The 13,798-nt window shown below is 73.9% G+C and carries 10 protein-coding genes; 8 read left to right on the forward strand and 2 right to left on the reverse strand.

What is annotated here, in order from left to right; all coding sequences use genetic code 11:
- Positions 1 to 20: 20 nt before the first annotated feature.
- Positions 21 to 695, reverse strand: a complete 675-nt coding sequence (gene deoC / locus DT076_RS08685; RefSeq protein WP_114126246.1) for a deoxyribose-phosphate aldolase — start codon at positions 693 to 695, stop codon at positions 21 to 23.
- Positions 696 to 804: 109 nt separating this feature from the next.
- Between deoC and DT076_RS08690 the strand changes: the two genes are divergently transcribed.
- From DT076_RS08690 to DT076_RS08715, 6 genes are all read left to right on the forward strand, one after another.
- Positions 805 to 1,953 (forward strand): DUF1972 domain-containing protein, encoded by a 1,149-nt coding sequence (locus DT076_RS08690; RefSeq protein WP_114126247.1) that lies wholly within the window; start codon positions 805 to 807, stop codon positions 1,951 to 1,953.
- A gap of 284 nt (positions 1,954 to 2,237) precedes the next feature.
- Positions 2,238 to 3,005 carry a hypothetical protein gene (locus DT076_RS08695; protein ID WP_114126248.1) on the forward strand — a complete coding sequence of 256 codons (768 nt, stop codon included), beginning with the start codon at positions 2,238 to 2,240 and terminating at the stop codon, positions 3,003 to 3,005.
- 26 nt (positions 3,006 to 3,031) lie between these two features.
- Positions 3,032 to 6,787, forward strand: a complete 3,756-nt coding sequence (locus DT076_RS08700; protein WP_114126249.1) for a PKD domain-containing protein — start codon at positions 3,032 to 3,034, stop codon at positions 6,785 to 6,787.
- A gap of 2 nt (positions 6,788 to 6,789) precedes the next feature.
- Complete coding sequence (locus tag DT076_RS08705) at positions 6,790 to 7,854, forward strand: polysaccharide pyruvyl transferase family protein (RefSeq protein WP_114126250.1); 1,065 nt, start codon at positions 6,790 to 6,792, stop codon at positions 7,852 to 7,854.
- Positions 7,851 to 9,425, forward strand: coding sequence for a lipopolysaccharide biosynthesis protein (locus DT076_RS08710; protein ID WP_114126251.1), 1,575 nt, complete (start codon positions 7,851 to 7,853; stop codon positions 9,423 to 9,425). The genes DT076_RS08705 and DT076_RS08710 overlap by 4 nt, the downstream gene beginning before the upstream one ends.
- A gap of 165 nt (positions 9,426 to 9,590) precedes the next feature.
- Positions 9,591 to 10,991: a polysaccharide biosynthesis tyrosine autokinase gene (locus DT076_RS08715; RefSeq protein ID WP_114126252.1), complete on the forward strand. Its 1,401-nt coding sequence runs from the start codon at positions 9,591 to 9,593 to the stop codon at positions 10,989 to 10,991.
- Between the two features lie 13 nt (positions 10,992 to 11,004).
- Here the strand turns inward: DT076_RS08715 and DT076_RS19350 are convergent, their stop codons facing one another.
- Positions 11,005 to 11,874, reverse strand: coding sequence for an O-fucosyltransferase family protein (locus tag DT076_RS19350; protein WP_158548088.1), 870 nt, complete (start codon positions 11,872 to 11,874; stop codon positions 11,005 to 11,007).
- A 99-nt stretch (positions 11,875 to 11,973) separates the two neighbouring features.
- Here DT076_RS19350 and DT076_RS19355 point away from each other — a divergent pair, with 99 nt between their 5' ends.
- Both DT076_RS19355 and DT076_RS08730 read left to right on the forward strand, forming a co-directional pair.
- A complete protein-coding gene (locus tag DT076_RS19355; RefSeq protein WP_158548089.1) occupies positions 11,974 to 12,543 on the forward strand; it encodes an arsenate reductase/protein-tyrosine-phosphatase family protein in 570 nt (189 codons plus the stop codon).
- Between the two features lie 29 nt (positions 12,544 to 12,572).
- Entirely contained in the window at positions 12,573 to 13,796 is a 1,224-nt protein-coding gene (locus DT076_RS08730) for a Coenzyme F420 hydrogenase/dehydrogenase, beta subunit C-terminal domain (protein ID WP_199539057.1), read from the forward strand.
- The last annotated feature ends 2 nt before the right edge of the window (positions 13,797 to 13,798 follow it).

The following is a 13,798-nucleotide window of genomic DNA, read 5'->3' on the forward strand; positions in this document are numbered from 1 at the left end:
GAGCGCCCCGGAACGCTGGTTCAGTAGCCCGTGCCGGCCTCGCCGCCCTCCAGCACCGCACGGGTGCCCGAGAGCCCCAGCCGGGTGGCGCCGGCCTCGACCATCGCCACCGCGTCCGCCCAGGTGCGGATGCCGCCCGAGGCCTTGACCCCCAGCCGGTCGCCGACGGTGCGGGCCATCAGCTCGACCGCGTGCACGGTGGCGCCGCCGGCGGGGTGGAAGCCGGTGGAGGTCTTGACGAACTGGGCGCCGGCGGCCTCGGCGGCCTCGCAGGCGGCCACGACCTGCTCGTCGGTCAGCGCCGCGGACTCGATGATCACCTTGAGCAGGGCCGTGTCCGGCATCGCGGTGCGGACCGCCTCGATGTCCTCCCGGACGGCCTGCACGTCACCGGCGCGCAGCCGGCCGAAGTCGATCACCATGTCCACCTCGTCGGCCCCGTCGGCCACCGCCTGGGCGGCCTCGGTCGCCTTGACCGCCGAGGTGTGCTTGCCGGAGGGGAACCCGCACACCGTCGCCTTCGCCACCCCGCCCAGGTCGCCCAGCTCGGTCAGCACCGAGGGCGAGACGCACACCGCGAAGACCCCCAGGTGCTGGGCCTCGGCCGCCAGCGCACGCACGTCGGCCAGCGTCGCCTCCGGCTTGAGCAGGGTGTGGTCGACGAGGCGGGCCAGCTGCACGCGGGTCAGGGTCATGGGCTCACTGTGGCCGTGGTCGCCCCGGCTGGCAACCGCGCCCCGGCTCCGTCCGACGGGCCGTCCGGTGTGGTTGGGTGTGCTCCATGACGCGAGACGGTGCCTGCTGATGCGCATCGCGATGATCGGGACGAGGGGCGTCCCCGCCCGCTACGGCGGCTTCGAGACCGCCGTCGAGGAGATCGGTGCCCGGCTGGTCGCCGGCGGGCACGAGGTCAGGGTCTTCTGCCGGCCCGTCCCGGGCGAGTCGCAGCCCGCCACCTACCGCGGGATGGCCCTGACCTGGCTGCCGGCGATGCGGCGCCGCTCCCTGGAGACCCTCAGCCACACCGCCCGCAGCGTGCTGCACCGCGAGCTCGCCGGCGTCGACGTCGCGCTCGTGTTCAACGCGGCGAACGCCCCGCTGCTGCCCGTGGTGCGCGCCCGGCGGGTACCGGTCGCCACCCACGTCGACGGGCTGGAGTGGCAGCGGGCCAAGTGGGGACCGGCCGGACGCCGCTACTACCGGTTGGCCGAGTCGCTGGCGGTCCGCTGGTCCGACGCCCTGGTGGCCGACGCGGCCGGGATCGCCGACTACTACCGGCGGGAGTTCGACGCCGACACCGTGCAGATCGCCTACGGCGCCCCGATCCTGCGGGACCCGTCCCTGGACCGGCTCGGCGAGCTCGACCTGGAGCCCGGCGGCTACCACCTGGTGGTGGCGCGGTTCGAGCCGGAGAACCACGTGCTGGAGATCGTCGAGGGCTACCGTCGCAGCACCGCCCGGCTCCCGCTGGTGGTGGTGGGCAGCGCCCCCTACAGCGAGGCCTACACCGCCAGCGTGCACGCCGCCGCCGACGACCGGGTGCGGTTCCTGGGCGGGGTGTGGGACCAGGAGCTGCTCGACCAGCTCTACGCCGGGGCGCTCAGCTACCTGCACGGGCACTCGGTCGGCGGCACCAACCCGTCCCTGCTGCGGGCGGTCGGAGCGGGGACGGCCGTGATCGCCTGGGACGTCGACTTCAACCGTGAGGTGCTCGGCGAGCACGGACGGTTCTTCCGCGACAGCGCGGCCCTGGCCGCCGAGCTCGCCGCGGCCGAGGCGGACCCGGACGAGGTGGGGCAGCGCGCGGCGGCGGCCCAGCAGGACGTCCGCCGCTACAACTGGGACGACGTGGCCGCGGCCTACGAGAGGCTGTGCCGCGACCTGCTCGAGGGTCGTGCCCGGGGACGCCTGGGCAGCGGGCGGCGTCGCGCCGGGAGCAGCGGGGCGCCCTGAGCCGACGGCGCCCGGGGAACCCTGCACCGGTTCCCGGGGAGCCCTCGCGCCGGACGTCGCCGACGGCTCGTCGGACGTCCGCCCGACCGCTGCTCCACCGCCGCGCGAGGGGATGGCTCTGCGCCGACCCAAGAACTGTGCACCGGAGGCTAAAGATTCGCTCTGCCGGGCTTCCGACGGGGTGGGGGGCCTGCATACTGATCGCGCGGATCGGGGCGCACCCATCTGCGAGTCGAGTCGGGGGGACTTCGGCCATGGGTGCGCCACGGTCCTCGGGGGGGATCATGTCCAGGTCGTGGCTCAAGTTCGGGCTGCTCGCAGGTGCTGTCGTCATCCTGCTCGTCGTCGCCGTCGTGCTGGTGCGCGGTGCAGGCACCGGCACCGGAGACGTCGGGGAGGTGGCGGCCACGCCGCCGGCCGGACCGAGCGCGACCGCTGAGCCGTCCGACCCCGCTCCGTCGAGCGCACCGGCCAGCCCGGCGGCGCCCGAGCCCACCGACGGCGGACCCGAGCCGGCCCCCGGTTCCACGCCTCCTCCAGGCGGCAGCGAGGACGACCCCGCAGAGGAGCCGGCCGATCCAGAGCCCACCCCGCCGGCCCCGGGGATGGAGGTGCCGGCCGGCACGGTCGACGAGGTCGTCGACGACCGTCTCGCTGGGCCGACGGTCGAGGCCGAGGCGGACTCCGCCGAGCTCGACGGCGGCATCACCGTGCGGCTGGCCGGCGCGGCCCTGCAGCAGGTGGAGGCCGTCGGGCCCGGCGAGACCAGCGGCACCGCCGTCGTGGTCGACCTCGAGCTGACCAACCAGACCGACGACCCGGTCGGCCTGGACGCCGCCGTGGTCACCCTGCTCGACGGTGCCGACCAGATCGGCCTGCCCGGCACCGGCGAGCCCTACAGCCCCTTCTCCGGAGCGGTCGCACCCGGCGACACCGCCGAGGCCAGCTATGTCTTCCGGGTCACCGAGGGCGCTCAGGACGAGCCCTTCAGCCTCAGCGTCACGCACATGCCGGGCGCTCCCACCGTCGTCATCACCGGCACCGCTGACTGACCGCCAGGCCGAGAGAAGAGATCATCGTGAACGCACCACAGCTCCTGCACCGCGCCGGCGCGGCCGTCGTGGCCCTCGTCCTGGCGGTGGCCATGGCCCTGGCCCCGACCCCGGCGGCCGTCGCCGACGAGATCAACCTGACCGGACCGGCCCCGATCGAGCAGCGCTCGGCGACGACGGTGACGGCCGACGCGCTGCCGACCGTGCAGCTCGACTCCGGCCTCGCCTGGGCCCAGGTGGTGGTCGGCAACAAGGTCTACGTCGGCGGCAGCTTCTCCAACGCCCGTCCGTACGGGGCGGCCAAGGGCACCTCGCTGATCCCGCGGCAGAACCTGCTGGCCTACGACATCACCACCGGTCAGCTCGACACCCAGTGGGCGCCCCAGGTCAACGGCACGGTGAAGTCGATCGCCGCCTCGCCCGACGGCACCCGCATCTACGTCGGCGGCACCTTCACGCAGGCCAACGGCCAGACCCGGTTCAACCTGGCCGCCTTCGACGCGCAGACCGGCGCCCTGCTGACGGGCTTCCGTGCCTCGGCCGGCGGCTCCTACGTCAACGCGATCGCCACCTCCGGCAACGTCGTCTACGTCGGCGGCCTGCTCGGTGCGGGCAACGGCGTGCTGCGCAAGAACCTCATCGCCTTCAACAGCAACGGCCAGCTGCTCGGCTGGGCGCCTACCACCGACCTGCAGGTGGACGCGATGGTCGTCGCGCCCGGAACCGACAAGCTCATCGTCGGCGGGCGCTTCGCCGTGGTGAACGACGCCCCGCAGCGCGGACTGGTCGCCCTCAGCATGTCCGACGGCTCCATCCAGCCCTGGGAGGCCCCGGCGCATGTGCGCAACGGCGTCTCCTCCGGTCCCTACAAGGGCAAGGCCGGCATCTACGGTCTCAGCGCCGACGCGAGCTCGGTGTTCGGGACGGGCTGGGTCTACGCCGCGGCCGAGTACGGCAACTTCGAGGGCGTCTTCTCAGCGCAGCCGGAGAGCGGCGCGCTCAACTGGGTGGCCGACTGCCACGGCGACCACTACGGCGTGTACTCCGACGGCACCACCGTCTACAGCACGAGCCATGAGCACTCGTGCGAGTCGATGGGTGGCTTCCCGCAGAAGGACCCGGCACCCGGCAACATGCGCAATGCCACGGCCGTCACCGCCGCCCGCAAGGGCACGCTGACCCGGGCGACCAACGTCCCGTTCTACTACGACTGGTCGGGTTACCCGGCCCCGGCCGCGATCAACTGGTACCCCGACTGGTACACCGGCACGGCCTCCGGCCAGGGCCAGGCCGGGTGGTCGGTCGTCGGCACCGGTGACTACATCGCCGTCGGCGGGGAGTTCATCGGCGTCAACGGCCAGGGGCAGTACGGTCTGGTCCGCTTCTCCAGCAAGCCCGGCAACCCCAGCCAGGGGCCCCGGCTCAGCGGCGCGGACTGGGTTCCCACCGCCAGCTCTGCGCACTCGCGCTCGGTGCGGGTCGCCATCCCGGCCAACTGGGACCGTGACGACCTCGAGCTCAGCTACGAGGTCCTCCGTGACGGCGTCCGCGTCGGCACGGTCACCGGCCGCTCGTCCTTCTGGAACCTGCCGTCGTTCAGCTACACCGACACCACCGTGCAGCCAGGGCGCAGCTATGTGTACCGGGTGCGGGCCGTGGACGGTGACGGCAACAGCGTGCTCAGCCAGGAGGTGCCGGTGACGGTCTCCACCACCACACTGAGCGCCTACGCCGCCCGGGTGGTCGACGACGGGGCGGAGCTGTACTGGCGGCTGAACGGCGCCGGTGGTGCCGAGGCCGACCTGGCCGGCACCAACGAGGGCCGGCGGAGCAGGGGCGTGAGTCCCACCAGCCCCGGAGCTGTGGTCGGAGACACCGATGCCGCGGCGAACTTCAACGGGACCAGCAACGGAGCCGTGGCCAGCACCCGGTCGGTGCGCAGCCCGAACGTGTACTCGGTCGAGGGCTGGTTCAAGACCACGTCGAACCGCGGCGGCAAGCTGTTCGGGTTCGGCGCGGCTCAGACCGGCACCTCGAGCAGCTACGACCGACACGTCTGGATGACCAACAGCGGACGGCTGTACTTCGGCGCCTACCCCGGCTCGGTGCAGGTGGTCTCGAGCCCGCAGTCCTACAACGACGGTGCCTGGCACCACGTGGTCGCCACCCAGTCCTCGGCCGGCATGCGGCTCTACGTCGACGGTGCCGAGGTGGCTGCCAACGGCGTGACCGGAGCCCAGTCCTACACCGGCTACTGGCGGGTGGGCGGTGACAACCTCGGCGGCTGGCCGGACTCGCCCAGCAGCATCTGGTTCAACGGCGCCATCGACGAGTTCGCGGTCTACGGCAGCGCGCTCGACCTCCCGACGGTGCGAACCCACCACCAGCTCGGACGGGCCCTGGTGCCGCCGACGGCCAGCTTCTCCGAGGAGGTCGACGACCTGACCGTCGCGGTCGACGGCCGCGCGTCCGCGGCGAGCGGTGGGCGCACCATCACCGGCTACTCGTGGGACTTCGGTGACGACTCCCCGGCTACCACCGGGGCGACCGCCAGCCACACCTACGCCGAGCCGGGCCGCTACGAGGTGACGCTGACCGTCACCGACAGCTCGGGTGTCGTCGGCAGCACCAGCCGGGAGGTGACGGTGACCGCGCCCCACGCCGACCCGGTCGCCGCCTTCGGCACCGAGGTGGACGGGCTGACCGTCGACTTCGACGGCAGCGGCTCGACCGCCGCCGACGGCGCGACGATCACCGACCACGACTGGGACTTCGGTGACGACCAGACCGGGACCGGCGCCAGCCCGACGCACCGCTACGCCCGCGCCGGTACCTACGACGTGACCCTCACGGTCACCGACAGCACCGGTGCCCAGGGCACCACCACCGAGCAGGTGACGGTGACCCACGCCGACCCGGTCGCGCAGTTCGGCGTGCAGCAGCAGGCGCTCGCGGTCCAGGTGGACGGCACCGGGTCCTCGGCCTCGGACGGGGCGAGCATCGAGTGCACGTGGAGCTGGGGGGACGACTCCGCCGACGGTGAGGGCTGCACCGCCGAGCACGAGTACGACGCCGCGGGCCAGTACGAGATCACCCTCACCGTCACCGACAGCGCAGGCGGGGAGTCCTCGACCAGCCGGACCGTGACGGTGACCGAGGAGCAGCTGGTGGCCCAGGACACCTTCGGGCGGTCGACCACCAGTGGCTGGGGGACGGCCGAGGTCGGTGGCGAGTGGAGCGGCGCCACCGGGCTCTCGGTGGCCGACGGTGCAGGTCGGTTGACCGTGGGCCGGTCGCAGACGCGGATGGCGACGCTGGGCTCGGTCGCGGCGACCGACACCTCCTCGCGGTTCTCGCTGTCGATGGACGAGGTCGCCGACGGCGGCGGGCTGCACGTCAACTACCACGTCCGCAAGGGCGACGACGGTGGTTACCGGCTGAAGCTGCGCTACGGGGCGAACGGGTCGGTCAACGTGGGTCTGGCCAGGATGGTCGGCACCACCGAGACGCTGCTGGCCAACCGGGCGCTCACCGGCTTCACCCAGACCCCCGGCGCCGTGCTGCAGGTCCGCACCGAGACCGTCACCGAGGGCACCACCACCCGGCTGCGGGCCAAGGTGTGGCCCGACGGCGACGCCGAGCCGAGCAGCTGGCTGGTGACGACCACCGACAGCACCGCGACCCTGCAGGACGCCGGTGAGATCGCCTTCTCGGCCTACGGCACCGGCACCGTCACCAACGGTCCGGTCACCGTCCTCGTGGACGACCTCGAGGTGCGCTGACCGTGCGCGCGCTGATCCTGTGGGCCGAGCCGGGCTCGACCAATCTCGGGGTGCGGGTGCTGGCCGAGGGTGCGGAGGCCCTGGCACGGCAGGCCTTCGGCGACGTCGAGGTCAGCCACCAGGGCTACGGGCCGGGGGACGCCCCGGTGCCGCTCGGCTCCAACCGGCGGATGGCCGCCCGGCTGGTGCGCGGCGACGAGGTGGTCGACTGGCTGCGCACCTTCGACGTCGTCCTCGACACCCGGGCGGGGGACAGCTTCGCCGACATCTACGGGCTGCCGCGGCACCGGCGGATGTCGCTGCTGCACGAGGCCGTGCTGCGCGCCGGGGTGCCGGTGGTGCTGACACCGCAGACGGTGGGCCCCTTCCAGACCCGGCAGGGGCGCTGGCTGGCCCAGCGGACGCTGCGCACCTCCGTGCTCACCATGGCCCGGGACACGCGCAGCATGGAGGTCGCCCAGCGTCTGGGCGCCCGGTCGCCGCTGCTCACCACCGACGTCTGCTTCGCGCTCCCGCAGCCGCGGGTGGTGCGTGACGTCGACGTGGTGGTCAACGTGTCCGGGCTGCTCTGGCAGCCGAACCCGCACGTCGACCACGAGCGCTACCAGCGGATCGTGCGGATGCTGCTGGAGCGGCTCGAGCTGGCCGGTCGGGAGGTGACGCTGCTCGCCCACGTGGTCGACTCGCCGCTGGTCGACAACGACGTGCCGGTGGTGACCGCGCTGGGTGAGGAGCTCGGCCTGCCCGTGGTCGTCCCGACCGACGTCGTCGACGCCCGGACCTGGCTGGCCCGGGCCCGGGTCGCGGTGGGGTCGCGGATGCACGCCTGCCTCAACGCGCTGTCGGTCGGCACGCCGGCGGTGCCACTGGCGTACTCGCGCAAGTTCAAGCCACTGCTGGACCGGATCGGTTGGCCCGGCACCGTCGACCTGCGGGCCGACGGCGACGTGGTCGCCGAGGCGATCGCGATGATCGACGGCAGCTCCCAGCGCGCCGCCCAGGAGGTGCGAGAGCACGCCCGGCAGGACATCGACGCCGCGGTCGCGGCCCTCGCGAGGGCGGTGTGACCGTCCCCCGACGGGCCCCGACCCCCAGCGCGCCGACCGACCCGGACCCGGAGGGCCCCGACCCTGTCGGAGCGGGCGACGCCTCCCAGGAGCCGGCACCCGGTGCCCTGCGCGGCAAGGCGGCCAGAGGCTCCAAGGTCGTCATGCTCGGGCAGGCGTCGCGCATCCTCATCCAGACGGTCTCGGTCGTCGTCCTCGCCCGGCTGCTGGTGCCGGCCGACTACGGCTTCTTCGCCCTGGCGCTGGCGGTCGTCTCGCTCGGGGAGGTGCTGCGCGACTTCGGGCTGTCGACAGCGGCGATCCAGGCGCGCACGCTGAGCCGTGGCCAGCAGGTCAACCTCTGGTGGATCAACCTCGGCCTCGGTACCGCGCTGGCCCTGCTGTGCCTGCTGGGCGCGCCGCTGCTGACCCAGGTCGGTGGGTACGCCGAGGCGGCGCACCTGCTGCAGCTGATGGCGGTGTGCTTCGTGCTCAACGGGTTGATGGCGCAGCACCGGGCGGACCTGAGCCGCCGGTTGCGGTTCGGGGCGTTGGCCGTGGCCGACGTCGTCGGCCCCGCGGTCGGGCTGGTGGCGGCGGTGGTGGCTGCCGCGGCCGGGCTCGGCTACTGGGCGCTGGCGGTGCAGCAGGTGGGTGGGGTCCTCGTCACCGCCACGGTGGTGGTGGTGGCCGCCGGGTGGTGGCCCGGTCTTCCCGACCGCAGCGCCGACGTCCGGCCGATGCTGAAGTTCGGGATCGGCATGGTCGGCACCCAGCTGGTGGGCTTCTGCAGCAACAACGTCGACACCCTGGTGGTGGCGTGGCGGTCCTCGCCGGCCCAGCTCGGGGTCTACAACCGTGCCTTCCAGCTGCTCATGCAGACGTTGAACCAGCTGCGGAACCCCACCACCACGGTGGCGGTACCGGTGCTGTCACGGTTGCAGGACGGCGGATCGGAGGCGGACCGGATGATCGTCCGTGGGCAGGCGGCTCTGGGTTACACCCTGGTGGCCGGCACCGCCTTCGCCGCCGGCGCCGCCGCCCCGGTGATCGCCCTGGCCCTGGGCCCGGGCTGGGCCGAGGCCGTTCCGCTGTTCACCGCGCTGGCCGCGGCCGGTGCGTTCCAGACGATCGGCTACGTCAACTACTGGGTGTTCGTCTCCCGCGGTCTGAGCGGGCGACTGTTCCGGTACTCGCTGCTCAGCCTGGGCCTGCGGGTGGCCTTCGTCCTGCTCGGCAGCCAGTGGGGTGTGCTCGGCGTCGCCATCGGGTACGCGGTGGCGCCTGCGGTCGCGCTCCCGCTCTCCTACACCATCCTCTCCCGCTGGACCGACATCCCGGCCCGCGCGCTGCACTGGGGGGCACTGCGCATCGTGCTGTGCGGTGCCGCCGCAGCGTTGGCGGCCCGCGGGGCGCAGGAGCTGCTGGCGGGCACCCCGTCGGTGGTGCAGCTCCTGGGCTGTCTGCTCGCGACCGCGGCCGCCTACGGGCTGGCGGCGCTGGTGGTGCCGGCAGTCCGCCGGGACCTGCACGGGGTGCTGCGGTTCGCGCGTCTCGCACTGCGTCGCGACGCGCCGGACACCGCTGCCTGAGCCCGGAGCCCTGCGACCACGGCCCCCGGGTGCTGCGGGCGCCGGCCGCCTCCGCCGATCGGCCGCGTCGGTCCTCGAGTGGGCGGGCGGTGCGCCGGCCGCCGTTACACTCGCGGCGACGGAGGCGGTGTCGCCGTCCACAGCCGAGGGCGTGAGGGGGAGTCGATGACGGTGGCGCAGGTGGTGGCCGTGCTGCGCAAGCGCTGGCTGTACGTCCTGCTCCCCGTCGTGCTGATCTGCGGGGTGGTGGGCACCTGGTCGGCGCTCACCACCCCGATCTACACGGCGCGGGCGAGTGCCTACTTCTCGCTGCCCTTCGGCAGCTCGGCCAACGACCTCTACCAGGGCTCGAACTACACCCAGGGCCAGCTCGGCTCCTTCGCCGACCTCGCCACCAAGCCGATCGTGCTCGACCGCGTGGTGGAGGAGCTCCGGCTGCCGACGACATCGGCCGAGCTGGCCAGGTCCGTCTCGGCCACCGTGGTCGCCGAGTCGGTGATCGTCGACATCTCCGCCTCGAGCGCGTCGCCGCAGCGGGCGGCCGACGTGGCGAACTCGGTGACCCGGCACCTCGGCGTGGTGGTGCAGGAGCTGTCCCCAGTGGTCGACGGCCGGCAGAGCATCAACGTGGTCACGGTCGCCACCGCGAGTCCGCCGGAGTTTCAGAGCAGCCCGAACACCCGTCGCAACCTGCTCGTCGCGGGTCTGGGCAGCCTGCTCCTCGGGCTGCTGCTGGCGCTGGCCCGCGACCGCCTGGACACCCGGGTCCGCAGCGCCGCCGACCTGCCCGGCAACCAGGGCGCGCTCGCCTCGATCGAGGAGCTGCGCGACGCGAGGCAGAACCCCGTGCTGGCGATGGAGGGCGGCTCGCAGCGCCACCACGCGCGGGCGGAGGCGTTCCGTCGGCTGCGGACCAACCTCCGCTTCATCGACGTCGACCACCCACCGCGCGTCATCGTCCTCACCTCGGCGGTCAGCGGCGAGGGCAAGAGCAGCACGGCGATCAACCTGGCCCGGGTGCTGGTCACCGACGGCCACCGGGTGGCGCTCGTCGACGGCGACCTGCGACGGCCGAGCATCGCCGCCTACGCCGGGCTGGAGGGGTCGGTCGGCCTGACCGATGTGCTGGCCGGGGAGCTGCCGCTCGAGACCGCGCTGCGGCGCTGGCAGCACGACCGGCTGCAGGTGCTGCCCAGCGGCTCGCTGCCGCCCAACCCCTCCGAGCTGCTGGGCAGCGAGGCGATGGCCTCGCTGCTGGGCCAGCTGCGCTCGGACTTCGACTTCGTCATCCTCGACACCCCGCCGTTGCTGCCGGTGATCGATGCGGCGGTGGTGGGCACGGTGGCCGACGGTGTCGTGATGGTCGTCCGGCACGGGCACACCAAGCGCCAGCAGCTGCAGCAGGCGGCCGACTCACTGGCCTCGGTGGACGGCCGGCTGCTCGGGATGGTCTTCAACCGCACCCCGCGCCCGTCGGTGTGGAGCCGGCGGTCGCAGAACTACTACGAGCAGGACCCCGACCGCTTCCGCACCGGGCAGCCCGTCGCCCTCCGCGACGAGGACTGAACGGCCCGGCCGCTCAGAGCCGCGCCGGTTCCCGCCGGTGCGGTCGGATGCAGTCGGGGGCGGTGGTCAACGGTCCGGCCTCGAACCGCGCGTCGGCGGGGGTGCGGGACGTCTCCAGCCGCAACCCGGGACCGGCCAGTCGCTGTGCGAGCTCGGGGAAGCTGGAGTAGTGCGGGCCCACCAGGTGGCAGGAGCCGGCGAGCAGGTACAGGTCGGTCACCGCCTCGTGCAGACCCTGCCGGGTGTTGTAGCCGCCGGACTTGCCCAGCCGGACGCAGCCGGGCACCGCGGCGCTGATCCGCTCGGCGGCCTCGGTCGTGTCGCTGGAGAGGAAGAACCGGAGGCCGGGGTGCTCCCGGCGCAGGGCGGTCAGCCGGTCCAGGTACCACTCGACCGGTGAGGCCCGCAGCGTCTCCTGGTGCGAGACCGCGTGCGCGCGGACCATCACCCCCACGTACGGCCGGCCGTCGAGGTGCTCGGCGTGGAAGTCCCGGACCGCCTCCTGGATCGCCGGCACCGGGAGGACCTGCTGCAGCTCGCGCTCCCAGGGACCGGCGTCCTCGGGCAGGTGCAGCGCGTGCGCGGTCCGGATCTGCCACACCGGCTCGGCCCCGGCTCCGGCGACCCAGTCGAGACGTTCCCCCCGGTAGGGGAAGCGCAGCCGCAGCGCGTGCGACAGCACGCTCGGGACCGGACGCTCGGGCACCTGCCACAGCTCGTCCAGCCGGGCCCCGAACGGACGTCCGACCGGCCAGACGTAGCGCAGCTCACGTCCGGTGCTCCGGGCGAGGGCCCGGGCGCCGAAGACCACCCGCATCCGGTTGCCCAGGCCGTGGTGGGGTCGGCAGACCGCGATCACGTACCTGCGTCCGCCTCGGACCATCTCGCCCCCACTCTCTTGCCGTGGACCCCGTCGTGGCGTCATCCTAGGGAGCGAATCCCGGCGGAGGGCCCGTCGAGTCGCCTTTGGGGGGAGTGCGGCGTGGAGGTCCTGGTCGTCTGCACCGGAAATGTCTGCCGTTCGCCCGCGGTCGAGCTGTTGCTGCGGCGTGGCGTCGACGGCCGTCCCGGCGTGCCGGAAGAGGTGCGGCTGGCCAGCGCCGGCATCCGGGCGATGGTGGGGGAGCCGATGGCAGCGAGGACGGTCGACGCGCTGCGGCGGCTCGGGGTCGACGTCGGCCCGGGGCACCGGGCCCGTCAGCTCACCGCAGAGATGGTGACGCGGGCCGACCTGGTGCTCGCCGCCAGCCGTCTGCACCGCTCCGCGGTCGTGCAGCTGCAGCCGGACGCGGTCGAGCGGACCTTCACCGTCACGGAGTTCGCCCGGTACTGCTCGGAGGAGCAGGGGGTCGGCGGCGGGCTGCCGGCGCTGGCGTCGTTCGCGGTGAGCCAGCGCGGTCTGGTGGTCCCCCGGCGACCTGAGGACGACGACCTCCGCGACCCCTGGGGCAAGTCGGCGCGGGTGCACCGTGCCGTGGTCTGGAGCATCGCCGACGCCGTCGGGGAGATCCTCTCCGCCGCCGCGCGGCCGGCCGACGCGGGCGTGGCGTGACGCAGGCGGGCGAGGCGGGCGGGACGCGCTTGGATCGAGCGGTCGCGAAGGTGGTCGAGGACGGACGGTGCAGCGGCTGCGGCGGCTGCGTCCAGCTCGACCGCGGCCTGGAGATGGCCCTGGACGAGCACGGCTTCCTCCGGCCCCGCCGGCGCCCCGGGACGCGTCCCGACCCGGAGGACGACCGGCGGGCGGCGGCCCTCTTCCGGCGGAGCTGCCCGGGCGTGCGTGTCCAGCGCACCGAGGTCAGGGGGGCGCGCTGGCACCCGACCATGGGCGGCTACCTGGAGGCGTGGTCGGCCGCGGCGACCGATCCCGAGACCCGGCACCGGGGGAGCAGCGGCGGGGTGCTGACGGCGCTCTCGGCCTGGCTCGCCGAGCAGGGCGTGCCCGCGGTGGTGGCCCGCGCCGACCGGCCGGACCCGCGCCGTACGGTGTCGGTGCAGATCACCACGCGGGAGGAGGCGCTCGCAGCGGCCGGCTCTCGCTACAACCCGGTGGCCGCGGCGGCCCATCCGGGCGCCACCGACCCCTCCGGGGTGGTCACCGGCAAGCCGTGCGAGGTGGCGGCGCTGCGACAGCTGGAGCAGGCCACCGGCGAGCGCGGACCGCTGCTGCTGTCCTTCTTCTGCGCCGGGACCCCGAGCCAGCAGGCCACCGACCGCGTCCTCGACCGGCTCGGCGTCGAGCCCGGCGTCCCGCTGCGTGACCTGTGGTTCCGGGGCCGGGGGTGGCCGGGGCGGTTCACGGCGGTGACCGCCGACGGCCAGAGCCCCTCCCTGTCCTACGACGAGTCGTGGGGGGCGGTGCTCGGCCCGGCGGTGCAGTGGCGCTGCAAGATCTGCCCCGACGGGGTGGGTGATCTCAGCGACATCACGGCCGCCGACTTCTGGGAGGCCGACGAGAAGGGCTATCCGCTGTTCGGCGAGCAGGACGGCCGCAGCGCGCTGCTGGCCCGGACCCCGCGCGGGCGGGACGTCGTGCGCGCGGCCGTGGCGGCGGGTGTGCTGACGGTGGCACCGCTGGACGTGGACGCGCTGGCCGGGGTGCAGCCGTTCCAACGGCAGCGCCGTAGCACCCTGGTCGGTCGTGGGATCGGCAGCCGGCTCGCCGGACGTGCCCTGCCCCGCTACCGCGGCTTCGGCCTGTGGTCGCTCGCGGTGCGCCGGCTGAGGGCGAACGTCCGGGCTGGCCGTGGCACCTTCCGGCGGGTGCGGGCATCCCGCCGGGAAGGCCGGACGGGCCCCGCCTGAGC

The sequence above is a fragment of the Desertihabitans brevis genome (assembly GCF_003327535.1).
GTDB lineage: Bacteria > Actinomycetota > Actinomycetes > Propionibacteriales > Propionibacteriaceae > Desertihabitans > Desertihabitans brevis.

Bases quoted from the DNA above. Each gene is read 5' to 3' on its own strand.
- deoC (WP_114126246.1), bottom strand. From the start codon at position 695: ATGACCCTGACCCGCGTGCAGCTGGCCCGCCTCGTCGACCACACCCTG.
- DT076_RS08690 (WP_114126247.1), top strand. From the start codon at position 805: ATGCGCATCGCGATGATCGGGACGAGGGGCGTCCCCGCCCGCTACGGC.
- DT076_RS08695 (WP_114126248.1), top strand. From the start codon at position 2,238: ATGTCCAGGTCGTGGCTCAAGTTCGGGCTGCTCGCAGGTGCTGTCGTC.
- DT076_RS08715 (WP_114126252.1), top strand. From the start codon at position 9,591: ATGACGGTGGCGCAGGTGGTGGCCGTGCTGCGCAAGCGCTGGCTGTAC.
- DT076_RS19350 (WP_158548088.1), bottom strand. From the start codon at position 11,874: ATGGTCCGAGGCGGACGCAGGTACGTGATCGCGGTCTGCCGACCCCAC.